Source organism: Tenacibaculum gallaicum (assembly GCF_003387615.1).
Lineage (GTDB): Bacteria > Bacteroidota > Bacteroidia > Flavobacteriales > Flavobacteriaceae > Polaribacter > Polaribacter gallaicus.
Genome location: NZ_QUNS01000007.1, coordinates 100,324 through 124,751, shown reverse-complemented (window position 1 = coordinate 124,751; position 24,428 = coordinate 100,324). Strand labels below are relative to the sequence as shown.

The 24,428-nt window shown below is 32.1% G+C and carries 23 protein-coding genes, 3 tRNA genes and 1 pseudogene; 12 read left to right on the top strand and 15 right to left on the bottom strand.

Annotated elements, in window-relative coordinates:
• Positions 1-36 precede the first annotated feature (36 nt).
• The 4 genes and pseudogenes from ftsZ (at position 37) to tnpA (ending at position 3,068) form a co-directional block, all read left to right on the top strand.
• A complete protein-coding gene (ftsZ, locus tag C7448_RS12825) occupies positions 37-1,899 on the top strand; it encodes a cell division protein FtsZ (RefSeq protein WP_115901780.1) in 1,863 nt (620 codons plus the stop codon).
• A 68-nt stretch (positions 1,900-1,967) separates the two neighbouring features.
• The gene (locus tag C7448_RS12820) at positions 1,968-2,414 is read left to right on the top strand and encodes a GatB/YqeY domain-containing protein (RefSeq protein ID WP_115901779.1); all 447 of its coding nucleotides are present in this window, start codon (positions 1,968-1,970) and stop codon (positions 2,412-2,414) included.
• Positions 2,415-2,425: 11 nt separating this feature from the next.
• A tRNA-Arg gene (locus tag C7448_RS12815) sits at positions 2,426-2,499 on the top strand.
• A 121-nt stretch (positions 2,500-2,620) separates the two neighbouring features.
• Positions 2,621-3,068 (top strand): annotated as a pseudogene (gene tnpA / locus C7448_RS12810) (IS200/IS605 family transposase).
• Positions 3,069-3,164: 96 nt separating this feature from the next.
• Here tnpA and cydB read toward each other — a convergent pair.
• The 3 genes from cydB to C7448_RS12795 all read right to left on the bottom strand — a co-directional run bounded on the left by cydB (position 3,165) and on the right by C7448_RS12795 (position 6,479).
• A complete protein-coding gene (gene cydB / locus C7448_RS12805; protein WP_115901778.1) occupies positions 3,165-4,241 on the bottom strand; it encodes a cytochrome d ubiquinol oxidase subunit II in 1,077 nt (358 codons plus the stop codon).
• 2 nt (positions 4,242-4,243) lie between these two features.
• On the bottom strand, positions 4,244-5,572 hold the full coding sequence (locus tag C7448_RS12800) for a cytochrome ubiquinol oxidase subunit I (protein WP_115901777.1): 1,329 nt from the start codon (positions 5,570-5,572) through the stop codon (positions 4,244-4,246).
• 274 nt (positions 5,573-5,846) lie between these two features.
• Entirely contained in the window at positions 5,847-6,479 is a 633-nt protein-coding gene (locus C7448_RS12795) for a Crp/Fnr family transcriptional regulator (RefSeq protein WP_115901776.1), read from the bottom strand.
• Positions 6,480-6,622: 143 nt separating this feature from the next.
• On the opposite strand from C7448_RS12795, the gene C7448_RS12790 reads away from it, so the two are divergent.
• Entirely contained in the window at positions 6,623-7,042 is a 420-nt protein-coding gene (locus C7448_RS12790; RefSeq protein WP_115901775.1) for a CBS domain-containing protein, read from the top strand.
• Positions 7,043-7,420: 378 nt separating this feature from the next.
• Here C7448_RS12790 and rpe read toward each other — a convergent pair whose 3' ends face one another.
• Complete coding sequence (rpe, locus tag C7448_RS12785; RefSeq protein ID WP_115901774.1) at positions 7,421-8,077, bottom strand: ribulose-phosphate 3-epimerase; 657 nt, start codon at positions 8,075-8,077, stop codon at positions 7,421-7,423.
• Between the two features lie 151 nt (positions 8,078-8,228).
• On the bottom strand, positions 8,229-9,092 hold the full coding sequence (locus C7448_RS12780) for a sigma-70 family RNA polymerase sigma factor (RefSeq protein WP_028891227.1): 864 nt from the start codon (positions 9,090-9,092) through the stop codon (positions 8,229-8,231).
• 219 nt (positions 9,093-9,311) lie between these two features.
• On the opposite strand from C7448_RS12780, the gene C7448_RS12775 reads away from it, so the two are divergent.
• The 3 genes from C7448_RS12775 to C7448_RS12765 are packed head-to-tail and all read left to right on the top strand — an operon-like array spanning position 9,312 to position 10,934.
• Positions 9,312-9,881: an RNA polymerase sigma factor gene (locus C7448_RS12775; protein ID WP_115901773.1), complete on the top strand. Its 570-nt coding sequence runs from the start codon at positions 9,312-9,314 to the stop codon at positions 9,879-9,881.
• Positions 9,882-9,887: 6 nt separating this feature from the next.
• Entirely contained in the window at positions 9,888-10,073 is a 186-nt protein-coding gene (locus C7448_RS12770) for a hypothetical protein (protein ID WP_115901772.1), read from the top strand.
• Positions 10,074-10,115: 42 nt separating this feature from the next.
• A complete protein-coding gene (locus C7448_RS12765) occupies positions 10,116-10,934 on the top strand; it encodes a mechanosensitive ion channel family protein (protein WP_115901771.1) in 819 nt (272 codons plus the stop codon).
• A gap of 296 nt (positions 10,935-11,230) precedes the next feature.
• Here the strand turns inward: C7448_RS12765 and porT are convergent, their stop codons facing one another.
• From porT to C7448_RS12740, 5 genes are all read right to left on the bottom strand, one after another.
• Positions 11,231-11,929 (bottom strand): type IX secretion/gliding motility protein PorT/SprT, encoded by a 699-nt coding sequence (gene porT, locus C7448_RS12760; RefSeq protein WP_115901770.1) that lies wholly within the window; start codon positions 11,927-11,929, stop codon positions 11,231-11,233.
• Between the two features lies 1 nt (position 11,930).
• Positions 11,931-12,659: a bifunctional demethylmenaquinone methyltransferase/2-methoxy-6-polyprenyl-1,4-benzoquinol methylase UbiE gene (gene ubiE / locus C7448_RS12755; RefSeq protein WP_115901769.1), complete on the bottom strand. Its 729-nt coding sequence runs from the start codon at positions 12,657-12,659 to the stop codon at positions 11,931-11,933.
• A gap of 24 nt (positions 12,660-12,683) precedes the next feature.
• Positions 12,684-13,577 (bottom strand): NifU family protein, encoded by an 894-nt coding sequence (locus C7448_RS12750; protein ID WP_115901768.1) that lies wholly within the window; start codon positions 13,575-13,577, stop codon positions 12,684-12,686.
• A 99-nt stretch (positions 13,578-13,676) separates the two neighbouring features.
• Complete coding sequence (locus tag C7448_RS12745) at positions 13,677-15,071, bottom strand: OmpP1/FadL family transporter (protein ID WP_115901767.1); 1,395 nt, start codon at positions 15,069-15,071, stop codon at positions 13,677-13,679.
• 48 nt (positions 15,072-15,119) lie between these two features.
• On the bottom strand, positions 15,120-16,388 hold the full coding sequence (locus C7448_RS12740) for a hypothetical protein (RefSeq protein ID WP_115901766.1): 1,269 nt from the start codon (positions 16,386-16,388) through the stop codon (positions 15,120-15,122).
• Between the two features lie 146 nt (positions 16,389-16,534).
• On the opposite strand from C7448_RS12740, the gene proS reads away from it, so the two are divergent.
• The 4 genes from proS to rpsT all read left to right on the top strand — a co-directional run bounded on the left by proS (position 16,535) and on the right by rpsT (position 18,631).
• On the top strand, positions 16,535-18,013 hold the full coding sequence (gene proS, locus C7448_RS12735) for a proline--tRNA ligase (protein ID WP_115901765.1): 1,479 nt from the start codon (positions 16,535-16,537) through the stop codon (positions 18,011-18,013).
• A gap of 76 nt (positions 18,014-18,089) precedes the next feature.
• Positions 18,090-18,161, top strand: a tRNA-Glu gene (locus tag C7448_RS12730).
• Positions 18,162-18,273: 112 nt separating this feature from the next.
• Positions 18,274-18,345 (top strand) — tRNA-Glu (locus C7448_RS12725).
• Between the two features lie 34 nt (positions 18,346-18,379).
• Positions 18,380-18,631, top strand: coding sequence for a 30S ribosomal protein S20 (gene rpsT / locus C7448_RS12720; RefSeq protein WP_028891217.1), 252 nt, complete (start codon positions 18,380-18,382; stop codon positions 18,629-18,631).
• A gap of 225 nt (positions 18,632-18,856) precedes the next feature.
• Here rpsT and rodA read toward each other — a convergent pair whose 3' ends face one another.
• The 5 genes from rodA to C7448_RS12695 are packed head-to-tail and all read right to left on the bottom strand — an operon-like array spanning position 18,857 to position 24,369.
• Positions 18,857-20,134, bottom strand: a complete 1,278-nt coding sequence (gene rodA / locus C7448_RS12715; protein ID WP_115901764.1) for a rod shape-determining protein RodA — start codon at positions 20,132-20,134, stop codon at positions 18,857-18,859.
• A complete protein-coding gene (mrdA, locus tag C7448_RS12710; protein WP_115901763.1) occupies positions 20,115-22,001 on the bottom strand; it encodes a penicillin-binding protein 2 in 1,887 nt (628 codons plus the stop codon). The genes rodA and mrdA overlap by 20 nt, the downstream gene beginning before the upstream one ends.
• A complete protein-coding gene (gene mreD, locus C7448_RS12705; protein ID WP_115901762.1) occupies positions 21,998-22,504 on the bottom strand; it encodes a rod shape-determining protein MreD in 507 nt (168 codons plus the stop codon). Before mreD ends, mrdA begins: the two co-directional genes overlap by 4 nt.
• A complete protein-coding gene (gene mreC, locus C7448_RS12700; RefSeq protein ID WP_115901761.1) occupies positions 22,497-23,324 on the bottom strand; it encodes a rod shape-determining protein MreC in 828 nt (275 codons plus the stop codon). Before mreC ends, mreD begins: the two co-directional genes overlap by 8 nt.
• Positions 23,325-23,340: 16 nt before the next feature.
• The gene (locus tag C7448_RS12695; RefSeq protein ID WP_115901760.1) at positions 23,341-24,369 is read right to left on the bottom strand and encodes a rod shape-determining protein; all 1,029 of its coding nucleotides are present in this window, start codon (positions 24,367-24,369) and stop codon (positions 23,341-23,343) included.
• Positions 24,370-24,428: the final 59 nt, after the last annotated feature.

The following is a 24,428-nucleotide window of genomic DNA, read 5'->3' as shown; positions in this document are numbered from 1 at the left end:
AAATTGAATAAGAATTAATAAAAAAGAAAAGTTATTATGAGCGCAGAATTTGATAACATTTCATTCGACATGCCAAAAACACAATCGAATGCCATTAAAGTAATCGGTGTTGGTGGGGGAGGAAGCAACGCAGTAAATCACATGTATAGTAAACAAATTCACGGAGTAGATTTCGTAATTTGTAATACAGACGCACAAGCATTAGAAAACAGCCCAATACCTAATAAAGTTCAGTTAGGGGCACATTTAACTTCAGGGTTAGGTGCAGGTGCAAATCCAGAAGTTGGAGCACAAGCAGCGGCTGAAAGTATACAAGAAATTCAACAAATGTTGAGTACGCATACCAAAATGGTTTTTATTACCGCAGGTATGGGGGGAGGTACTGGTACAGGTGCGGCTCCAATCATTGCTAAAATAGCTAAAGATATGGATATTTTAACGGTAGGTATCGTTACAATGCCATTTCAGTTTGAAGGAAGAATGCGCTCAAAGCAAGCTCAAAAAGGGATTGATGAGCTACGTAATAATGTAGACTCATTAATTGTTATCAACAATAATAAACTGCGCGAAGTTTATGGTAACTTAGGGTTTAAAGCAGGGTTCTCTAAAGCAGACGAAGTATTAGCAACAGCAGCAAAAGGGATAGCAGAGGTAATTACACATCACTACAAACAAAATATTGATTTACACGATGCAAAAACGGTATTGTCAAATAGTGGTACAGCAATTATGGGATCTGCAAAAGAAACTGGAGCTAACAGAGCTAAAAATGCCATTGTAAAAGCATTAGATTCACCATTGTTAAACGATAATAAAATTACAGGAGCTAAAAATGTATTATTATTAATCGTTTCTGGAGGAAATGAAGTTACACTAGATGAAATAGGTGAAATAAATGACTACATTCAAGATGAAGCAGGGTACGATGCCAATATTATTATGGGTATTGGAGAAGACGAGTCGTTAGAAGATGGAATAGCAGTAACAGTTGTAGCTACGGGTTTCGCCGCTGATCAGCAAGGAAATATTACTAATACGGAAGTGAAAAAAATAGTTCATACTTTAGAAGATGAACAAAAGGCAACATATAATTTTGGTGATCAGAAAGTAGAAGCATCTCCTGCAATCGATGAGCCTATAAAAAACAAGCCATCCAATAAAGTTGTTCATGTTTTAGAGGAAGAAAAGCCTGAACCTAAATCGCAAATTATTCCAACAACACAAGCAATAAAAAATATTGATGTTGTATATGATGAAATCGAAATAGAAACTGTTTCTGAAGATGATTTTATCATTACCAATATAGCTGAACCTAAAGTTGAAGAAAGAGAAATAAAGGAACAACCGACACAACAAGATTTGTTGTTTGATTTGCCGTTAAACTCTTATGAAGAAATAAAGCCAACCTCTCATTTAGTTGAAACCACTAATGAGATTAAAAATATTGAAGTAAAAGCTGAAGAAGTAAAGAGTCATAAAATTGAAAAACGATATGTGTTAGACGATTTTAGTGCACAACCAACAATTGGCAAAAGTTCTACTCCTACAATTAAAGAAGAGGTAGAAAAAGAATTACAATTTGAGGTGAAATCTAAAACACAAGAAGAAATTAATGGAATAGATACTTCAAGTGAGGAAGTTTCTCCGTTGGACTTAACAATTTCTGAGTTGCAAAAAAGGGCACAGGAAAGAAGGGAGAAGATGAAAGGTTTTAACTATAAGTTTAACGATCAAGTTAGTAAAAATATAGATGAAATTGAACGTCAACCGGCTTATAAAAGGTTAGGAGTTGATATTGAAGCAGGATCAGACATTAGCAAGTCAGATACAACATTAAATACAGATAATGACGATTTATTACGTTCTAATAATTCGTTTTTACACGATAATGTAGATTAATAAAAGAATAACACTTATTTTTAAAATCCCGATTTATCGGGATTTTTTAATACTTAAAAACATAAATTATGAGTTTGCAAAAACAGGTAATGGATAAAATGAAAGAAGCTATGAAGGCTAAAGACACCGTAGCTTTAACCGCTTTAAGAGCATTAAAGTCAGCATTTATGTTGGCAAATACTGAAGCTAGAGCAGGAGAATTGTCTGAAGCAGAAGAGTTAAAGATTATTCAAAAACAAGTCAAACAACGTAAAGATAGTGCAACTGTGTTTACGGAGCAAGGACGTAATGATTTAGCGGAACCAGAATTAGCTGAAGCAGTTATTTTAGAGCAGTTTTTACCAGAAGCTTTAAGTGAAGAAGAAATAGGTGAAATTGTAGAAAAAGCTATTACAAATGTAGGAGCAGAAGGAATGAAAGATATGGGAAAAGTAATGGGAATTGTTTCTAAACAGTTAGCAGGACAAGCAGATGGAAAAACAATTTCAGCAATTGTAAAAGCAAAGTTAGCTTAATAGAATGTAAAGACTCAGTAGTTCAACTGGATAGAACATCAGATTTCGGCTCTGAGGGTTGGGGGTTCGAGTCCTCTCTGGGTCACAATAAGACGCTTTTAATCAATTGGTTAAAAGTGTTTTTTATTGGTCTCAATTTAGGGTTCAAAATCCTGGAATTTTATTGCAATACTTTTAGTTATATAAAAAATTAATATTTTTCTTAAGTGGAAAGATCTTTACGAAAAGGTTCTCATATAGTAAGCAGGTTGACCTGTCATTTAGTTTAGGTTATAAAATATCGCTATCAGATATTGAAAGGAGATATACAATAACGATGTAGAGATTTACTGATTCAAATTTTAGAAGCAGAAAATGTATCACTTTTAAAAGGAGTAGTTAGTTCTGATCATATTCATATAGAATATGATTCCAAGTAAAGTATTAGCTATTTTAGTAAAACAGCTCAAGGGAAGAAGTTCTCGCAAGCTTTAACAAGAATTTCCAGAGTTAAGTAATCCTTACTAGGCAAAACATTTTTGGGGAGTTGGTTATGGAGTTTGGAGTACAGGTAATATAACAGATGAAATGGTTAACGAATATTTAGAGCATCATAGAAAGCCAAATTCAGGCAATTCTAATTTTATATTAGAAATAAAAAAAGGGGATTTTTAGGCCCCCCAGTATAATAAACCTCTGTACTTTTAGTGCAGAGTGATTTAGTTTCTTCAATAAGCACTATTTTACTACACTACCATTACGGAGAACGAATTAATGTTCACCGTAATCTACATCATCCATTTTTCCTTTAAAAACTTTATACTGTATAACAAAATAAATGATGACTAATATTGCAGCTATAAAAAACCAATTCATGCCAACTAATAATCCGTATTCATCAGCAGCTACATTGTAAATAGTTAAATCTGGGTTTATAGTATTGGTTGAAGGTAAAACTTTAGGGAAAATAGATGCTACCGTAGTTGCTAAACCTCCTAGTAGAAATAAAGAAGAATATAAAAATCCGGTGATGTGTTTTGCGAACTTTTTTACTTTGAATAAACCAAACAACCCTATAAAAGTTAGTAAAGGAAATATCCAAAGAAAGGGGTACTTTATAAAATTATGAAATGGTTTTGGTTCGATAACATGCCAAGTAATTATTGAAATAATTACTAAGGCTAATAAAACAAATGAAAGGGTAAAAACAATTTTTTTTAGTTGGTTATTAATGTTAGCGTTGGTTTTGAAAATAATCCAATTGGCACCATGAATAGTTAGTGACACGACAGCAATAATTCCTAAAAGTAAAGTGAACCAATCTATAACACCTAGTGTTTCTGAGTGTGGAGAAAATTCTGAATTCCATAAGGGAAGGAAAAAATAATGTGCCTCATGAGTAGAAATGCCATCTACAACGTTTCCTAGATTAACACCGCGCACAACATTACCCAATGCTATTCCAAAAAATAAGGCAAGAAGTAAGCTAGCAACTCCAAAAGCTTTGTCCCAAATACTTTCCCATATTTTATTATGTATTTGTCCGCGAAGTTCTAAACCAATAGCTCTAAAAATAAGCAGCCATAAAATCATTATTAAAGGAAGATAAAAGCCACTAAATGAAGAGGCATATAAAGTAGGAAAAGCAAAAAATAAGATACCACCGGAAGCAATTAACCATACTTCATTTGCATCCCAAAAAGGGCCGATTGCTTTTACAACTTTCTTTTTATCTTCTTCTTTTTTAGCGAAGAATAAGTGAATAATTCCTGCACCAAAATCATAACCATCTAAAATAACATAAATGGCTAACATTGTAACTAATACGATGTACCAAAAAAGCTCCATAATTAATGTGTTGTTTGAGGTCCTTTATTAATAATTTTTCCCGCTAAAATTAGAAATAACATTCCTAATAATAAATATAAACCGATAAACCCTAAAAGAGTGAATAAAGTATTTCCTGAGGATACTGTAGGTGATGCACCAGCAGATGTTCGTAGTAAATTATAAACTAACCAAGGTTGACGCCCTAATTCAGCTGTATACCAACCAGTAGTATTGGCAATATATGGGAATGGAATCATAAATAGTAAAGACCACAAGATCCATTTTGTTTGGTATAATTTATTTCTGAATAATTGAACAATACTGGCTAGCATTAAAGCAATAAAAATAGTTCCTAAACCTACCATTATATGGTACGCATAATATAAACCTGGTATGTTTGTTGGGTAGTTTTTTTCATCAAACTCGTTTAGCCCTTTGATTTCTGTATTCCATTCTTGATAGGTTAAAAAGCTAAGGATATTAGGAACGGCTATTTTATTATCTAATTTTTTCTCCAGCATGTTTGGTTGTCCAATTAAAACTATTTCAGAGCCTCCTTTTTCTGTTTCAAAAACTCCTTCCATAGCTGCAAAAGTTACAGGTTGATATTTTACAACATTTTTAGCAGCTAAATCCCCCGTAGGGAAAGCAACCAAAATAGATGCAATAACTCCAAAAACAACTCCTGTTTTTAAAAATAATTTACCAAATTCTAAGTGTTTTTTATTTAAAAGATAAAGAGCTCCAATACCAGCAACCACAAAAGAACTAGTAACTAAAGAAGCTGCTTGGTTATGTAAATAAGAAGGCCATAACCATGGGTTCGAGAATAAGGCTGAAAAATTATTTAGAACAAATTTACCGTTGGCTAAAATTTCATAGCCTACTGGGTTTTGCATCCAAGAATGTGTAGCTATGATTAAAAAACCACTTGCCCAAGAGCCTAAAAAGACTAAAAAGCCAGTTAAGAAATGAAGTTTATGTCCTAGTTTTTTTTCACCAAATAAAAAGAGACCTAAAAAAGAGGATTCTAAGAAGAAAGAAAACATTCCTTCCATGGCTAAAGTCTGACCAATGATACCGCCAGTAAGTTCTGAAAACTTCGCCCAGTTGGTGCCAAATTGAAATTCCATAGGAATTCCAGTAACAACTCCCATAGCAAAATTTAAGGCAAATATTTTCATCCAAAATTTTGCAGCATCGTTGTATTTTTCAATTTTGGTTCTTAAAAATTTCCATTTAAAGAAAACTATCATCAATGATAGTCCCATGGTTAATTGCGGAAATAAGTAGTGAAAGGTAATGGTAAAAGCAAACTGCATTCTATCATAAAAGAGCATGTCTTCCATATTGAAGATAGTTTATGAGATTATTAAATAAGAACGTTTTTTGTAGTAGATAAAGTGTTATAAAAATAACGATATTATTTCATATAACCGTTAATAATAGTAACCAAATCGTTTTATATAACATTCCCGATTGTTGCCATAATAGCTTATTTTCTTTAAAAAAGTATAAAAATGGGAACTCCTTTACTTATTTCATAAAATTTACTCATCGTTCTAGTATTTACCATAGAGGTAGAACGATTCTCTTATAAAAAATGTAACTCAAGTTACAGGGTTAAAGTTCTAATACTTTAATCTGATTTCTATGCAGCTCTATTTTATCTTGTTTTTCTAAAGCTTTTAAAAGCCTAGAAATAACCACTCTAGAAGTGTGTAAATCGTTAGCTATTTGTTGGTGTGTTACGCTAATTGTTTCGTTTTGATTTACTAAAGCTTTGTCTTTTAGATACTTTAGTAAACGTTGATCCATGTTTAAAAAGGCAATAGTATCGATAGCATCAATAAACTCCTGTAATCTACTATGGTAACTATATAAAATAAACTCTTGCCAGCTTTTATATTTACTAAGCCACTCGCTCATTTTTTGCTTAGGAATCATTAATAGTTTTACATCTGTTTCAGCGATTGCTTTAATTTTACTTTTTGTTTGTTCCATACAACATGAAAGTGTCATGGCACATGTATCTCCTTTTTCGATATAATATAAAACTAAGTCGTCACCTTCTTTATCTTCACGTAAAATTTTTATAGCTCCATTTAATAATAGTGGAATAGAAGTTATATAACTGTCAATATTAATTATAACTTCATTAGCTTTAACTTCTCTTGCTATAGCAAGAGCAGCTATTTCTTGTAACAATGCTTCTTCAAATAAATAACCGTAGTATTTCTGTAAATCCTCTATCAAGATAAAATGTTTTTGTAAAAATAGTTAAATAATTACATTTTTAGATAGAAATAAAATAGATGAAAATCTATGATTTTAATCAGGTTTATACTTGTTTTTATTGCTGAAATTTGAAATAGATAATAACACAAAACCTTACAAGAATGAAAAAAAGAACACCAGTTTCAGTTATCATGACCAAAGATGTAATCACATTAAGTAGTACCGATGACTTGATGACAGCAGAAAAAATATTTAAAAAAGAACATATAAGACACATTCCAGTAGTAAGAGGAAACGAAATAAAAGGAATGTTAAGTTATACAGATTTATTACGAATAAGTTTTGCAGATGCAGTTGATGAAAATGAAACCGACGTTGATACTGTAGTGTATAACATGTTTACAATAGACCAAGTGATGGCAAAAAACTTGGAAACTGTGAACTCTAGTACTACAATTAAAGAAGTCGCTGAGATTTTAGCAAAAAAGGAGTTTCATGCATTGCCAGTTGTTGATAATAATAAACTGGTAGGGATTGTGACTACCACCGATTTAATTTATTACTTATTAGAGCAGTTTTAGTATTGATAAAGGAGGTGTGAAAAACTGAAAATTATGGATAAGCCTTACTTTTATTACGGTTTTTTAGGAGATAATTTCTGCTTAAGGGGTTATTTTTGAGAAACTTAAAACACTTTATTATGTTGAAAAATATTTCAAATTTAGGTTCGATTCTAAATAAGTCAGAGCAAAAATCCGTTCAAGGTGGATGGACTTACGTAATGTGTACTAGGTGTGAACCTCTTCCTCCAGGGTATATTTGTATGAATGAGGTTTTTTGCGGGCCTAATTAAAAAAGTAAAAAGCTATATAATTTATGTTATATAGCTTTTTTTAGTTAAAAAATAGTGTAGTCTAGACAAAAAGATGTTTAGACACAATTGTTTTTTAAAAGTAGTCTTAATTTATAATAGCTTTTAAATTTTCAATTGTTTCGGTAGGGTTATCACTTTTGAAAACAAAACTACCAGCAACTAACACATCAGCACCAACTTCTATAAGTTTATTAGCGTTTAGGTCAGTTACACCACCATCAATTTCAATTAAGGTCGGTGCTTCACTAAATTCAATCAAGTTTTTTAACTGTTGAATTTTTTTGTAAGTATTTTCAATGAATGACTGTCCTCCAAATCCTGGGTTTACACTCATAATACAAACTAAATCTAAATCTTTAATAATATCTTCTAAAACTGCGATAGGTGTGTGTGGGTTTAAAGCAACCCCAGCTTTCATGCCAGCTGCTTTTATTGCCTGAATAGTTCTGTGTAAGTGTGTACAAGTTTCATAGTGTACCGTTAAAATGTCGGCACCCAAATCTGCAAAAGTTTGAATGTAGCGATCAGGATCTACAATCATTAAATGTACATCAATTGTTTTATTAGCGTGTTTTGTAATTGACTTTAAAACTGGCATTCCAAAAGAAATATTTGGAACAAAAACACCGTCCATAATGTCAATATGAAACCAATCTGCTTTACTATCATTAACCATTTCAACATCACGTTGTAGGTTTCCAAAATCAGCCGCTAAAATTGATGGGGCTACAAGTTTTTCCATTAATATTATAAGTTGTTGCGTTGTTATTTAATGCAAATATAGTTAAAACTAAGAGCATTAAAATCAAAAAGAAAGCTCTCGAATTCGAGAGCTTTTATTCTTTGATTAAAAAACGAATAGTTACGATAACTATTTGTTGTTGTTTATATTATTAACCTAAGTAGGTCATTAAAATCTTACTACGTGATGTGTGTTTTAATCTTCTGATAGCTTTTTCTTTAATTTGACGTACACGTTCACGAGTTAAATCAAATGTTTCACCAATTTCCTCTAAAGTCATTGGTTGGTGCTCTCCTAAACCAAAGTATAATTTTACTACATCAGCCTCACGAGGTGTTAATGTTTCTAACGCACGATTAATCTCAATACGTAAAGATTCGTGTAGTAAAGTTTTATCAGGATTTGGTGATTCACCCGAGTTTAATACGTCATATAAGTTAGAATCTTCACCCTCTATTAAAGGGGCATCCATTGATACGTGACGACCTGAGTTTTTCATTGACTCTTTAACATCATTAACAGTCATGTCTAATTTCTTAGCAATTTCCTCAGCACTTGGTGGGCGCTCGTTTTCTTGCTCTAAGAAAGCATACATCTTATTAATTTTGTTTATGGAACCAATTTTGTTTAATGGTAAACGTACAATACGAGATTGCTCAGCTAAAGCTTGTAAGATAGACTGACGAATCCACCATACTGCGTATGATATAAATTTAAATCCACGAGTTTCATCAAAACGTTTCGCAGCTTTAATTAATCCTAAGTTACCTTCGTTAATTAAATCAGGTAATGTTAATCCTTGGTTTTGGTATTGTTTTGCAACTGATACCACAAAACGTAAATTAGCCTTGGTTAGTTTTTCAAGGGCTCTTTGGTCACCAGCTTTAATTCTTTGTGCTAATTCAACTTCTTCATCAGCAGTAATTAAATCTACCTTTCCTATTTCTTGCAAATATTTATCTAAAGACGCGGTTTCTCTATTGGTAACCTGTTTTGTAATTTTAAGTTGTCTCATCTACTTCAAGTATATTTTTAATTTATCAATCAGTCTACATTATCTTATACGTATGCAATTAAAATAATGTTACAAAGTTTTTTGTATTTCTTGAAAAATTCCGTCTCTTTGTTAAAGAAATGTTAAAATCCGTTGTTTAAGCAATAATTGAGTGACCACGTAGTAGAGTAGGTGTCTAAATTAATGTGTAACTAAGAAGGAAACTAACTATACTGCCCCTTGGAGAGTATTGATGTAAAAAAAATAAGCGACGAAGATTTAGTTCGTAAAATAGTAGAGAAAAATGATACTCATTTGTTTGCTGTTTTATACGATCGTTACGCTGGTGTGGTGTATAATAAGTGCTATGGGTTTTCCAAAAGTAAAGAAGAGGCTCAAGATTTAACACATGATGTATTTATTCGTTTATTTGTTAAATTGAGAACTTTTAAAGGGAAATCTAAGTTTTCTACTTGGTTGTATTCTTTTACTTACAATTTTTGTGTTAATTATGTACAGAGAAATAAAGAGAAGAAAAAAGAAAGAGTAACGGTAGTAACAGATGAAATAAGAGAGGAAAGTAATATTGATGATATAGATGACGCTACACTGTTCGAATTAAAGTCAGATAAATTAGCTAAAGCACTAGAAATGATTTCTCCTTTAGAGAAAATGATTTTATTAATGAAGTATCAAGATGAAATGAGTATTAAAGATATTTCAATAGGATTAGATTTAGGAGAAAGCGCAGTAAAAATGCGATTAAAAAGAGCTAAAGCGAAAGTGGTGAAAGCGTATAACGAATTGTAATAAATTATGGATAATCCATTTAAAAAAATATTACATAACGAAGAATTGCCAGAAGTACTAAAAGATAAGGTGCTTAATGATGTGGCAATGATAAAGCTATCAATAGATATGGCTGATTTATTCGTGGTTAAATACCCCAGTGCAATTGTTGATTTAATTGGGGGTACAGAACCAAACGGAAAAAAGAAGTGAAGTAATCCAGACTAACCAAATATATCACTATACATAAAAGTTATGAGTTTTTTAAAGATAGATTTTTTAACCCCTTTTAAGAATATTTTTCAAGACATAGTAGATTCATTACCAACAGTAGCGGGCTTTTTAGCTTTTGTAATCCTCTCTTGGCTTATTATAAAGGTCTTTTTATACCTTGTTAGAAAAGCATTAGCAAAAACAAAAATAGATGAATGGTCAAAGAAACTTAGACAGACAGAAATTTTTGGAAGTAGTACGATAAACATCGTGCTTACCAATGTTATCTTGGCTGTGCTAAAGTGGTTTTTGATTTTTGTTTTTGTAATGGTCGGTGCTGAAATGTTTGGTTTAACTGTAGTATCCGATGGAATTAGAAGCTTTTTTGCGTATTTACCAAACTTATTAACAGCGGTAGGTATTTTTGTAGGTGGAACTTACTTAGGAACTATGGTAAAAAAAGCTATTCAATCCATGTTCAAATCTATTGAAGTTTCTGGAGGAAATCTAGTAGGTAATATTGCTTTTTATCTTATTGTTGTATTTTTATCTATAACAGCACTAGATCAAGCAGGAGTAGATACATCAGTAATTAAAAGTAATTTAACTCTTTTAATAGGGTCTGTACTATTAGCTTTTACCTTAGCTTTTGGATTTGGCGCGAGAGATGCTGTTTCAAGACTACTTTTTGGTTATTATTCTAGAAAAAATATTTCAATAGGAGAAAAAGTTATAATTAATGATATAGAGGGAGTTGTGGTAGCTATAGATAATATATGTATTACAATAAATACAGAAGCAGGAAAGGTTATTTTACCTATTAAAGATGTGGTTAACAATAAAATAGTTATAAAAAAGTGATAAAATTAACATTTTTTTATATCTTTGAAAACGCTAAAAACAATGTTTTTAACAGTACGATAGATTTCGGGGGACTTCTATCCAACTAATAAAGAGTAATCTTTATGAAACAAGACCGCATTTTTGCGGTCTTTTTTTGTGAGTTTTTGTAAAAAAATGTGACCTTAAAAAATAAAGTGTGTCTAATAGGTATAGAGTAATAAGATTTCGGGGGACTTCATATTATTTTTAAATGTAAAAAGGCTTTCTAAATTTAGAAAGCCTTTTTTTTATTGTATGTGTTTTAAATAAAAATATTACTCAAAAGCTAAATGTAAAAACACTCCTCTAGTTCCTAAGAAATTAATAGGATCCGTCCATTGAGAAGAAGGTTTATTGTCATATTTAATTTCATTGTTAATAGCAAAAACACCTCTTATTGAAGGAGAAAACTTAAAATAACTTAAGTAAAAATCAACACCAATGCCAACTTCATACATAAAATTATTTGTTGTGGTCCTGAACTCACCAGCAAAGTTGTCATCACTATTTCTCTCATTGCTTGAAAAGTTATGGTCGTATGAAAGCCCTCCAATAACATAAGGTCTCATATTATTAAGTCTGTTTGTGCTTAATTTTAAAAGGAGAGGTAAATGTAGGTAAGTGGCGCCTACTTCACGAGTATTTATGTTATCTGCACCAGGAATATGTTTAAAACGCAATGTTTTCGTGTTAGACATTAATCCAGGTTCAAAACGAAGGTTAATGTTATTATGTAGTCTTAAATCGGCAATTAAACCTACATTAAAACCAATAGATGACTCAACTTCAATTTCGGCATCGTCAAAATCACTAGGAGCATAGGAAATTTTGTAATCATTATTATTTGCACCTAGGTAGAAACCATAATGAAAAAGAGGTTTGTCAAAACTAGGAAGTTTTAATATTTTTTCTCTTTGAGCTTGTGATGATAATGACACTACTAAAATTCCGAAAAGTAAAAGCTTTTTTAACATACTATTTTAAAGCGGTATAAATTGATGCAACACCAAATGTTACAGGTATATTCTTTGCATTCTTAAACCCGTTTTTTTGTAAAATATTGTTGAAAGCCTTTCCAAAAGGAAAAGTATTTGCTGTTTCTGATAAATATGAGTACGCAACTTTATCTTTTGAAAAGAGTTTACCAATAATAGGTAAAATATAATTGGTATACAATTTATATCCTTGCTTAAAAGGAAATTTGGTTGGGTTAGAGGTTTCTAATACCACAAATTTACCTCCAGGTTTTAATACCCGTAATATTTCGGTTAATCCTTTGTCTAAGTTTTCAAAGTTTCTAACTCCAAAAGAAACAGTAATTGCGTCAAAAGTATTATCAGGAAAAGGGATGTTTTCACTATCACCAACAATCATCTTAATTTTATTTGATAAGTTAGCTTTAGCTATTTTTTGTCTTCCTACTTGCAGCATTCCTTCAGAAATATCTAAGCCTACAATCTTCTCAGGGTTTAATTCAGACATCATCAAAGCTAAATCACCTGTACCAGTTGCTATATCTAAAATTTGTTGCGGATTATTTTCCCCTACTAATTTTACTACTTTTTTACGCCAACTAACATCAATTCCTAAAGAAATAACACGATTTAATCCGTCGTAATCCTCAGAAATATTGTCAAACATTTGAGCAACTTGCTCTTTCTTTCCTAATTCAGAATTTTTATATGGTTTGATTTTTTCAGGCATGTGTTTTATTTGGTTTACGGTGAATTACCCGTTAATGGCAACTACTTCATTAATTTGGTTAGGTAACATTTCTTTAAGCATGGTTTCAATACCATTTTTTAATGTTACTGTTGATGATGGACAACCACTACAAGCTCCTTGTAAAACAACACTCACTCTTTTGTTCTCGGCATCGTATGATTGAAATGCGATATTACCACCATCAGAAGCTACTGCAGGCTTTATATACTCATCTAAAATATCAACAATTTTAGTTTCAGTATCTGTTAAACTCTCTTTAGGAACTTCAACGTTTTGCGTAGTTTGTTGTTTAGGTAGTTCAGTAATTATTTTCTTACCTTCCTGTATATAACTACGAATAAAGGTACGTACTTCTTGGTACACTTCATTCCAATCAATCATATCATACTTTGTGATTGATATGTAGTTTTCAGAAATGAAAATTTCTTTTACAAAAGGAAAGCTAAATAATGCTTGTGCTAAAGGAGAAGATTTGCTTGCTTCTTCAATATTTTTGAATTCAACATCAGTTTGTGTTAAAGCTTTGTTGGTTCCAAATTTCATTACTGCTGGGTTTGGAGTAACCTCTGCATATACTTCAACAGCATCTTTCTTAGTAGTTTCTTCTTTTACTACAGAACTACCACTTTGTATATAAGCTTCTATTTGCTCGCGAACCTCTTCTTCAACATCATCCCACTCAACAATATCATATCGTTGAATAGCAATGAAGTTAGCCGTAACTAATACTTTTTTTACAAAAGGAAGATAAAAAAGTTGTTGTGCTAAAGGAGAGTTTTTAGCCTCGTCTATGTTATTGTATTCATAACTACCACCATTAACTAAAATTTTGTTACTAACAAACTTTAGGATGGTTTCGTTATTGGTTTCTTGTATGTTTATTTTTGTTGAACTCATAAGTTGTAAATAAGAAGCAAAATTACGGTAAAAAACTGAGAAATGGATATATAAAAAGTCCTGCATATAGCAGGACTCTTCTTCTATATTTTTTATGAATTATAAACTGAAAGTAATTGTTCCAGAAATTCGTGATGTATCAGTTGTTAGTTCGATAGGGTTCACATCAACAGCCGGTGAGTTGTAAATATGATACGGGCTGTTGTTTTCTGAATTAGTATATGATAAATCAAACTTAATGTTTCCAAAATTATAACCAAGTCCTAATGAGAATCCAGAAATATTATCATCATCTAAAGCATTTTTATAAGGACTTTGCTCATAATGATAACCACCACGAACACTCATTTTATCAAAACGCCACTCGGTACCAATATTTAAGGAGTGGGTACCTTTAAAGTCATTATCAAAGTTTTGATTGGTTTCTATAAAATAAGGGTCGTTTTCTCTATATTTTGTACCACTATAGTCTTTGTAAGTATAATCTGCGCTTATTAAACCTTGTTTACCAAAAACAAATGCCGCACTAGCTGTAAGTTTACTTGGTGTTCGCAATCTAAAAATATTTGAATTAAATTCTTCACCGCTATTAACATCAGTGTTTTGGTTTGTCGCTGAAATTTCTGTATAGCCTACCCAGTCATCATATCTAGAATCATTTGGGTCGAAAACATTTAAATTACTATCTTCAAAAACTTCGTTGTACCATGTAGGTGTTTCATAAGCTAAGCCAAAGCGAAAACTTTGATTTACTTTATAAATAAAACCTGCACTAAAAGAAACTCCGCTTCCTTCAAAGTAACTGTCTTGAATATTTAGAGCAGTTAAGGTATTCGCATCATCATCCTCATTAACCTCTCTTAATTCGGTAACTTGACCAAAACTAAAATTATGAAACTTTATACTAGCTCCAGCATATAGTTTATTTAGGTGCACAGCAGAGAAACCCATTTCAAAAATACTGTTCTCTCCGTAGGTAGAGTTAAAAAAACGTTGCTCTTGTCCATTGTTGAATTGGTTGGTGATATCATCTGGGTGTTCATTAAATAATGCTTGACCACTATTACCTTGTGTAGAGAATAAACCTTCAAAATCACTTTTTAATCTATAATTAAAAGTTAAAGCAAAACGGTTCCAATCAGAGTTATGAGCAGAGTCGAAAGATAAAATACCACCAGCTTGGGTAATATTAAAAAAATCATCCTCAGTTTCTACAGTATTCCCATAATATTTAGTCGAATAGGTGGTGTTTCTGTTACCTAGGGTTACTCCAAAAGTACTCTTAATAGCAACGGCGCTACCAGCTGGGTTAATTCCAAAAGAAGATATGTCTCCACCTAATGCTCCAAAGGCTCCACTCATTGCTTCAAAACGAGCAGTTCCGTAATTATCGTCTTTTGAAAATAAAATTCCTAAATCATTGTAGCCTAGTGATTGTGAATAGGCAGTATACGTACTAGCGATAATTATCGCGAAGGTTAAAATTCTTTTCATTTTTTTTATTAATTCGTTAAAAACTTATCTTGAAATTTGGTCTTAAGATTATCTTCTAGAACTTCTTGATGAGCTTCTGCTACTTCCTCTTGAGTTACTTCTAGTACTTCTTGATGGGGCTGAGTAACTACGAGAGCTTCTAGAAGGTTTTGAGTAACTTCTAGATTTTCTTGAGTTATTACTTTTGTGAGAAGCATAGTTTTTTCTGCTATTTTTGGTTGACTTTGAATAGCTTCTTGGAGAAGTCGATTTTCTAACAGATCTATTAGAGTTTTGATTTCTTTTAGTATAACTTCTAGAATTCCTTACAGATGTTGATCGACGAGCACCATTATTACTGGAAGCTCTAGGGTTTCCTCTTGAACTTCTTGTAGAACGTGGTGTGCCTTTGTAGCTACGAGTAGATCTGCTATTACCATTAGAGTTGTACCTTCTTGTTCTAGTTGATCGTTTGATGCTTCTATTGTTAGAACTGTTTCCTCTTCTTGTATTATAGCTTCGCGTATTTCTTGTAGAGCGAGTGTTATTGCGGTAGGTTCTACCATTACTTCTTCTGTAAACATTAGAAGAACGTCTTGAAGTTGTAGTTCCTCTACGACCAGAAGTGTAACCTCTTCTAGAAGTTGTTGCAGTTCTGTGCCCTCTATAATAGTTAGCGCCTCTATAAGGACGTTTATAATAACGATTGTTATAGTATCTATATGGTCTATAATGGTTGTACCTGTAATAAGGAGAGTTCCAGTAAGAGTTATAATAAATTCCACCTAAACCAACATAAAGGCCAGAGTTCCAATGGTAAGGGTACCAGTGAGAGTTATATCCCCAACCGCCATAGTAGCGAGACCTCCACCAAGGTCTATGATAATTGTATCCATAGCCATAATCCCAATCGTTGTAATAACCCCATCTTGGATAAGTATTGATGTTTATAACCACATCATTATTATCAGAATAACCCCAAGGTTCATTTCCGTTATATGTAATTCTTGTTTCAGGCTCTTCTTCATAAATAATATCTTCATCATCATAAGAGTCCACACTTTCAGACTTATAGTTTTCTATATCAGTGAAAATGTCGGTACCATTTAAAGCGCCTAAACGTTCTACTTCTTTGGTGAAATAATTTTCTTGATATTCATCATATGCACGATCATCGGTAACAATCACTCTACGTTGAGGTTGCTCTATCTCATCAGCATAAATACCATCATCACTACCAGTAACCGTTTGTGCAGAACCACAAGATATAAACGTAGCTGCCATTAAAAATGATAGGATATAAAAAGGGAGTTTGGTTTTGGTGTAATGTAGTTTCATGACTTTTTTATTTTAGGTTAAAGCAAATTGTTTTTTAACGAGCTGCAAAAAATTAGTTCTTTGTTGGGCTTGTTACCTTTTTAATGTAGTTTTGCAGATACAATTTACGCATAAAAAATAACAATATTTATGCCAAACTTTTGATTATGAGCAAACATTTAACAAAAAGAGCCGAAGATTACTCTAAATGGTATAACGAATTGATTGTAAAAGCTGATTTAGCTGAAAACTCAGCAGTAAGAGGTTGTATGGTAATAAAGCCTTACGGATTTGCAATTTGGGAAAACATGCAGAAAGAATTAGATAGAATGTTTAAAGAAACAGGACATCAAAATGCTTATTTTCCTCTTTTTGTACCCAAAAGTTTGTTTGAAGCAGAAGAAAAAAATGCTGAAGGATTTGCAAAAGAATGTGCGGTGGTTACACATTATCGATTACAAAATGATCCAGATAATGAAGGAAAGCTACGTGTAGATCCTGAAGCTAAATTGGAAGAAGAATTAGTTGTTCGTCCTACTTCTGAAGCAATTATTTGGAATACTTATAAAGGATGGATTCAATCGCATAGAGATTTACCGTTGTTAGTTAATCAATGGGCAAATGTTGTAAGATGGGAAATGCGTACACGTTTGTTTTTACGTACTGCTGAGTTTTTATGGCAAGAAGGTCATACTGCGCATGCAACAAAAGCAGAAGCAATGGCTGAAGCAAAGCAAATGCAGGAGGTGTATGCAACCTTTGCTGAAGAGTTTATGGCAATGCCTGTTGTTAAAGGAGCTAAAAGTGAAAGTGAACGTTTTGCAGGAGCAGATGATACTTTAACAATAGAAGCGTTAATGCAGGATGGTAAAGCATTACAAGCTGGAACTTCACACTTTTTAGGGCAAAATTTTGCTAAGGCATTTGACGTAAAGTATACCTCGAAAGAAGGAAAACAGGAATATGTATGGGCAACTTCTTGGGGAGTGTCTACGCGTTTGATAGGAGGGTTGATAATGACACACTCTGATGATGCTGGTTTAGTACTACCTCCAAAGCTAGCGCCAATTCAAGTGGTAATTGTTCCTATATATAAAGGAGAAGAACAGTTAAATGCTATTTCTGAAAAGGTTAATGTAATTGTAAAAGAGTTACGAGCTAAAGGAATATCAGTAAAATTTGATGATAGAGACACTTTTAGACCAGGAGCTAAGTTTGCTGAGTATGAATTAAAAGGTGTCCCTGTACGAATTGCAATGGGAAAACGTGATTTAGAAAATGGTACTGTTGAGGTTGCACGTCGTGATACTTTTGAAAAAAAAATTATTAAACAAGAAAGTGTTGCTAATCATGTTTATTATTTATTAGGTAAAATTCAGGAAAATTTATATGAAAGAGCATTAACTTACAGAAACGAGCATATTACAGAAGTGAACTCTTTTGAAGAATTTAAAGATGTGATAGAAAATAAAGGAGGATTTGTGTCAGCTCATTGGGACGGTACAATTGAAACTGAAGACAAGATAAAAGAGCTCACAAAAGCTACTATAAGATGTATTCCTAATGATGCAAAAGAAGAGGAAGGAGTATGCGTATTAACAGGGAAATATTCAGCAAAAAGAGTACTTTTTGCAAAAGCATATTAAAAAAATAAAAAAAAGCTTTGCGCAATAAAAAACAGTTTTTATATTTGCACCCGCAATCGCAAAAAAGATTGTTTTTGGTCCGTTCGTCTAGGGGTTAGGACGCCAGGTTTTCATCCTGGTAACACGGGTTCGATTCCCGTACGGACTACAAGTTCTATTTTATTGTTTTAGAGTAAAAATAAAACAAATAAAAAAATAATTTTAATTGCAAATAACAAAAAGAATTGTATATTTGCACCCGCAATCAGAACGATTGTTTTGGTCCGTTCGTCTAGGGGTTAGGACGCCAGGTTTTCATCCTGGTAACACGGGTTCGATTCCCGTACGGACTACAAGTTTTTTATAAACAATTAACGCATTAGTACAATGGCAAATCATAAGTCAGCATTAAAGAGAATTAGAAGTAACGAAGCAAAGCGCTTAAGAAATAAATATCAGCATAAAACAACTCGTAATGCTGTTAGAAAATTAAGAGCTACAGAAGATAAGAAGGAAGCAGAAGGAATGTTTTCGACTGTTGTATCTATGTTAGATAAATTAGCAAAGAACAACATTATTCATAAGAATAAAGCAGCAAATTTAAAGTCTAAATTGGCTAAACACGTTGCAGCTTTATAAGAGTTTTAAGGTTAGTTAATAGTTAAAACGCTTCGATATTTTATCGAAGCGTTTTTTTTTGATTAAAATTTATTTTAGATTTTCTATTTTTATTTTAGTATAGAAATAATAATATCATTACATGATACGATACGTTTTTAATAACAGTTAATATTAAATCAATACCATCCTTGTCTTTATAGATGAAGAAGAAAGAATAAGGGGGCCTACAAGACTTGAAGCTGATTACCAGTCATATTTTTTGTGAGCATCTAAACGGATGAAAATAAATAGAAGTAGTGTAAACCCCCATAAAGAAGAACCTCCGTAACTAAAAAACGGAAGAGGAATTCCTACAGTAGGCAATAAACCTATTACCATACCAATATTAACAAGAATATGAAAAAAGAAAATGGAAGCTACACTATAGCCATATATTCTTGCAAATTTATTGGTTTGTGTTTCTGATAAATAAATAACTCTGTAAAGAAGCAACATAAATAAAATAATAACAAAAGAGCTGCCTAAAAACCCCCATTCTTCACCTACAGTACTGTATATATAATCTGTGTGTTGTTCAGGAACAAAATTTCCTTGCGTTCTATCTCCTTGTAAAAAACCTTTTCCAGAAAAACCACCAGAACTAATAGTTTTTTCAGACTGATAAGAGTTATAGCCAATACCTTTGTTGTCTTGAATCTTTCCTAGTAAAATATCAAATCTATCTTTCTGATGTTGTTTTAATATGTTGTTATAGGTATAGCTGATTCCTAAAATAAAGAAAATTGCAAAAAGATAGGATCCAATTATTTTTAAAACGTTGAAGCGAAAAAATCGTTTGTCTTTATAAACACCATAAAAAACGACTAATGTGATTATAAGTAAACATGAAATAAGAATCCATTTTGCTTCAAAATAAACTGTTAATAAGAATAAAATAATAGATATGGTTCCAAATAAAATATAAGCTAACGTAAGTCCTTCTCTGTTTAATACAAAAAAGAAAGCGAAGTATATTAGCACAGAGCCCATATCAGGTTGTAATGCAATAAAAAAGGCCGGTAAAAAGATAATAATAAAGGCTTTCGCTTGATTCTTTATAAGTTTAAGATTGTATTGCCGATCACTCATTAACTTAGCTAAAGCAAGGGCGGTAAAAGCTTTTGCAAACTCAGAAGGTTGTAGTCCTATTCCTCCAAAGTTGTACCAAGAAGTAGCACCATTTATTTTTTTACCAAATACAAGTACACCAGCTAATAGAACTAGAGAGAGAATGTACATTACACTCGAAAACTGTTCGTAAAACTTGGAATTAAAAAAGAGAATAAAGATGATAACTGGGACACTAAGTCCTATAAAAATTAGTTGCTTTCCATATTTTGTAGAAAAATCAAAAATTTCTCTAGATTCCTCTGAAGAGGATGCAGCATAAATATTTACCCACCCAAAGCCAACTAATACTACGTAGAGTAAAACCAGTAGCCAGTCGATTCCAGCAAAAATATTATTTCGTTCTTGTCGCAAGAGTATCGCTTTTTTGGATTAATAATTGATTCTCGTATCTTTCTTTAAGGCTCAGGTTAATCATACGGTCTTCAATGTGTTTTCTTGATATTGACTTGTTTAAATATTTTTCAATAAGTAAACTGGTAATAGGGGCAGCAATTGTAGACCCATATCCTCCGTTTTCTACAAAAATAGCGATGGCTATTTTCGGGTCATCTTTTGGAGCAAAAGCTATAAAAATTGAGTGGTCTGTTAACTGAACTTTCTTTTTATTTACTCTAATAAAATTTTCTACAGTTCCTGTTTTTCCGCATATTTCTATACCTTCAATTCTACTACGCCTTGCTGTACCCCTTGTGAAAGTTTCGTGCATTGCTTCAATAGCAATAGGGAAATGTTCTGGTGAAACAGTTGTGTTTCTACGAGTTACATAAATAGAGTCGAGAATAGACTTGCTCTCAATTTTCTTAACAATATGAGGAGTATAAAAATAACCTTTATTAGCAATAGCTGCGGTCATATTTGCTAATTGAATAGGAGTAGTCTCTACTTCTCCTTGTCCGATAGCATTCGAAATTGTAGTTGTAGCTCCCCACCTAAAATCATAATTTCTGTCGTAAAAACTTCCATTGGGAATTCTTCCTTTTTGACCAGAGGGAAGATCGTAACCTAAATAATTACCTAATCCAAAACTTTTTGCATGTTCACTCCAAGCATCAGTTCCTATTGTTGGGTTTTCATAATTATCTATAATTTTCCTGTAGGTGTTAGCGAAATAAGTATTACAAGATTTAGCAATGGCAGTTTTTAAGCGAACAGGTCGTCCGACAATTCTACAGTGGCACCCCATAAAAGCGTTAGGACGCTTACCGTAACGGTATCCATGTTGACAGTAAAACCCGGTATTTTCATCAATAACTCCTTCTTGTAAACCAATTAAGCCAGTAAGTATTTTAAAAGGTGAACCAGGAGCATACATTGCTTGCAGGCCTCTGTCAAAAGTAGGCATATTAATGCTGTCGTTAAAAAGTCTTACAGAGTTAGGGGAGCGTTGCCTTCCGACTAGTAAGTTTGGATCGTAAGAAGGAGCAGTGATTAATGCTAAAATTTCACCTGTTTGAGGTTCTATAGCAACAATTCCACCTCTCTTACCAGACATTAATAATTCTCCATATTGTTGTAATTCACTATCAATAGTCAATGTTAAGTCCTTACCTGGTACTGCAAGAGTATCGTATTTTCCATTTTTATAAGAACCAGTAATTTTATTTAAGTTATTTCTTTTAAAATATTTTTTTCCTTTAACGCCTCTTAGTTCTTTTTCATATTGTTTTTCAACACCAAGCTTACCAATTAACTCTCCTTGTTCGTAGTAATCGCTATTTTTGGCTATGTATTCGTTAACTTCACTAATAAAGCCCAATACATTAGCTGCGGATTTTACTGGGTAATTTCTAATAATACGCTTTTGGATATAAAAACCTTTATATTTTGGTAGTTTTTCTTGTAAAAAAGCATAATCTTCTTTAGCTAACTGCTTTAAAAATACTGAAGGAAGCCAACGGGCATAATTTTTTGCTTTTGTAAATCGTTTTATAAAATCTTCTTTATCAATTTTTAAAAGAGAGCAGAACTCTAAAGTATCTAAAGCTTCAACTTCTTTAGGGATAATCATTACGTCGTAAGACAATTGATTGGCAACTAATAATTTTCCTTTACGATCGTAAATATACCCTCGTTCAGGGTAATCATATTCAATCTTAATTGTGGCACTATGAGTTAAACTTTGTTCACCTCCATGTATTACTTGTAATTGAAATAATCTAGTGATGTAAACAATTCCAATAATAGTAATTAAAAATATAAGTAAGAAACTTCGTTTCATGTTAGCTTTTTCCTAAATATAAAACTTCCTAAAAAATATAACAGTAACGTAAAAACACTAGAAAATAGTGTGTTGATAAGTACATTTGAAATGTTATAAAAACTAAAGTTAGTTAAACTAAATAAAATGAAGTGATGTGTGAATGTTAAAATTGCTGTATAATTAAATACTTTATCAAAAGATTCATGTCTTAGGTTAAAAAGTAGGTAATCTGACGATGTTTTTTTGAATATAGCTTTAAAAGTAAATAAACGTATATAAGCTATGAATACAGTAGAAAAAGCATGAATTCCGCCAGAGTTAGAGAATGCATCAACACATGCACCTAACAAAAAAGCAACTAATAATATAGGAAACCTGTTTTCTTTAATAGGGTACAAAAAAATAAAAACGATATAAATATAGGGATTTACATACCCTAAAAATAAAATATTATTTAGAACCAATACTTGCAACAACAAGAGGAGTACGAATAAAAATATTAAGTATAGCGTTTTATTCATTGTTGTTTTCTACAGTTTTTATTTCTTCTTTATTTAGGTTAGTTATAATATAAACATGCCCTAAGTTAGACATATCATTAAAAAGCTTAATATTAATGCTATTAACAGCTGATAATTCTTCAGGTACTTTTATAACAGTTCCTATAGGTATTCCGTTAGGGAAAATGGTAGATCTTCCTCCGGTAACAATAGTATCACCTTCTTTAAAAAGAGCTTGACGTGGAATATCGGTTAATTGTACAATGTTATAATCCTTACCATCCCAAATTAATGTTCCGTAGTGGTTGTTGTTTTTGAACTTGGCATTAATACTACTTTTTGAATTTAGAATAGATTGTACTCTTGCAAATTTATTGGAAACATTATCAGTGATACCAATAATACCTTTGCTGTTTACAACTCCCATTTCTTTTGAAATATTATAATTTTGACCTCTGTTAATTGTTATGAAGTTGTCAGCTTTATGAAAAGAGTTTTTAATTATATTTCCAGAAATATAGTTATAATTTTGGTTGAGTTTTAGGGTGTCGATTGTTTGATTACTAGAAATACTATCAAGATACGTAGTGATTTTTTCTAGTTTATTTTTTAGTGCTAAATTTTCTTCAACTAGTACAGCGTTTCTTTCCTTTAAGTTTAAGTACTCTGATATATTTGATGATTTTTGATATAGTCCACCTGTGATAAAATTGGTAGAACTAATAAACTTACTTTTATGAAAAGAATGGTTGTTAATGATTAATGCAACAGCTATAATTTCTAAAAATAGAAAAAATAAGAAATACTTATACTTCTGAAAGAAATAAATAAGCTGTTGCATAAATAATCATTCAAGTTTATTTGATTAATACGGTTTTGTATTTTTCTAAGTTTTTAAGAGCAATACCTGTTCCGCGAACTACAGCACGCAACGGATCTTCAGCAACATATACTGGTAAATCTGTTTTTCTTGATAAACGCTTATCTAAACCTCTTAACATTGAACCACCACCAGCTAAATAAATACCTGTATTGTAAATATCAGCGGCTAATTCAGGAGGGGTCTTAGATAGGGTTTCCATTACGGCATCTTCAATACGTAAAATAGATTTATCTAATGCTTTTGCAATTTCACGGTAAGAAACTTGTATTTGTTTAGGTTTTCCACTTAATAAATCACGCCCTTGTACCATCATATCTTCAGGAGGAGTGTCTAAATCTTCTGTAGCAGAACCTATTTGTAACTTTATTCTTTCTGCAGTGGTTTCTCCAACATGTAAATTGTGTTGTGTACGCATGTAATACATAATGTCACTGGTAAATAAGTCTCCAGCAACTTTTACTGATTGGTCACATACAATACCTGCTAGTGCTATAACAGCAATTTCAGTGGTACCACCACCTATATCAATAATCATATTTCCTTTAGGCTCCATAATATCAACACCTACACCAATAGCAGCAGCCATTGGTTCATAAATCAAATAGATTTCTTTAGCGTTCATATGACGGCCAGAATCAATAACTGCTCGTTTTTCAACCTCAGTAATTCCCGAAGGAATACAAATAACCATTCGTAACGAAGGTGGAAATAACCTCTTTTTTATAGCAGGGATTTGTTTAACAAACTCCTTAATCATTTCCTCTGAAGCTTGAAAATCAGCAATTACACCGTCTTTTAAAGGACGTATGGTCTTGATGTTTTCATGGGTTTTTCCTTGCATTCTACTAGCTTCATGTCCCGTAGCAATAATTTTACCAGTGAGCCTGTTTCTAGCAACAATAGAGGGGTTGTCAATAACTACCTTACCATTGTGGATTATAAGTGTATTTGCAGTACCTAAATCTACTGCAATATCTTCTGTCATGAAATCGAAAAAACCCATAAAGATTTCGTTATTTATATTTAATTTTAATGTATTCTCACAAATCTAATAAAAATCTG

Coding starts and splice junctions, on each gene's coding strand:
- ftsZ (WP_115901780.1), top strand. CDS start 37: ATGAGCGCAGAATTTGATAACATTTCATTCGACATGCCAAAAACACAA.
- C7448_RS12820 (WP_115901779.1), top strand. CDS start 1,968: ATGAGTTTGCAAAAACAGGTAATGGATAAAATGAAAGAAGCTATGAAG.
- cydB (WP_115901778.1), bottom strand. CDS start 4,241: ATGGAGCTTTTTTGGTACATCGTATTAGTTACAATGTTAGCCATTTAT.
- C7448_RS12800 (WP_115901777.1), bottom strand. CDS start 5,572: ATGGAAGACATGCTCTTTTATGATAGAATGCAGTTTGCTTTTACCATT.
- C7448_RS12790 (WP_115901775.1), top strand. CDS start 6,623: ATGAAAAAAAGAACACCAGTTTCAGTTATCATGACCAAAGATGTAATC.
- rpe (WP_115901774.1), bottom strand. CDS start 8,077: ATGGAAAAACTTGTAGCCCCATCAATTTTAGCGGCTGATTTTGGAAAC.
- C7448_RS12780 (WP_028891227.1), bottom strand. CDS start 9,092: ATGAGACAACTTAAAATTACAAAACAGGTTACCAATAGAGAAACCGCG.
- C7448_RS12770 (WP_115901772.1), top strand. CDS start 9,888: ATGGATAATCCATTTAAAAAAATATTACATAACGAAGAATTGCCAGAA.
- C7448_RS12765 (WP_115901771.1), top strand. CDS start 10,116: ATGAGTTTTTTAAAGATAGATTTTTTAACCCCTTTTAAGAATATTTTT.
- porT (WP_115901770.1), bottom strand. CDS start 11,929: ATGTTAAAAAAGCTTTTACTTTTCGGAATTTTAGTAGTGTCATTATCA.
- ubiE (WP_115901769.1), bottom strand. CDS start 12,659: ATGCCTGAAAAAATCAAACCATATAAAAATTCTGAATTAGGAAAGAAA.
- C7448_RS12750 (WP_115901768.1), bottom strand. CDS start 13,577: ATGAGTTCAACAAAAATAAACATACAAGAAACCAATAACGAAACCATC.
- C7448_RS12745 (WP_115901767.1), bottom strand. CDS start 15,071: ATGAAAAGAATTTTAACCTTCGCGATAATTATCGCTAGTACGTATACT.
- C7448_RS12740 (WP_115901766.1), bottom strand. CDS start 16,388: ATGAAACTACATTACACCAAAACCAAACTCCCTTTTTATATCCTATCA.
- proS (WP_115901765.1), top strand. CDS start 16,535: ATGAGCAAACATTTAACAAAAAGAGCCGAAGATTACTCTAAATGGTAT.
- rpsT (WP_028891217.1), top strand. CDS start 18,380: ATGGCAAATCATAAGTCAGCATTAAAGAGAATTAGAAGTAACGAAGCA.
- mrdA (WP_115901763.1), bottom strand. CDS start 22,001: ATGAAACGAAGTTTCTTACTTATATTTTTAATTACTATTATTGGAATT.
- mreD (WP_115901762.1), bottom strand. CDS start 22,504: ATGAATAAAACGCTATACTTAATATTTTTATTCGTACTCCTCTTGTTG.
- mreC (WP_115901761.1), bottom strand. CDS start 23,324: ATGCAACAGCTTATTTATTTCTTTCAGAAGTATAAGTATTTCTTATTT.
- C7448_RS12695 (WP_115901760.1), bottom strand. CDS start 24,369: ATGGGTTTTTTCGATTTCATGACAGAAGATATTGCAGTAGATTTAGGT.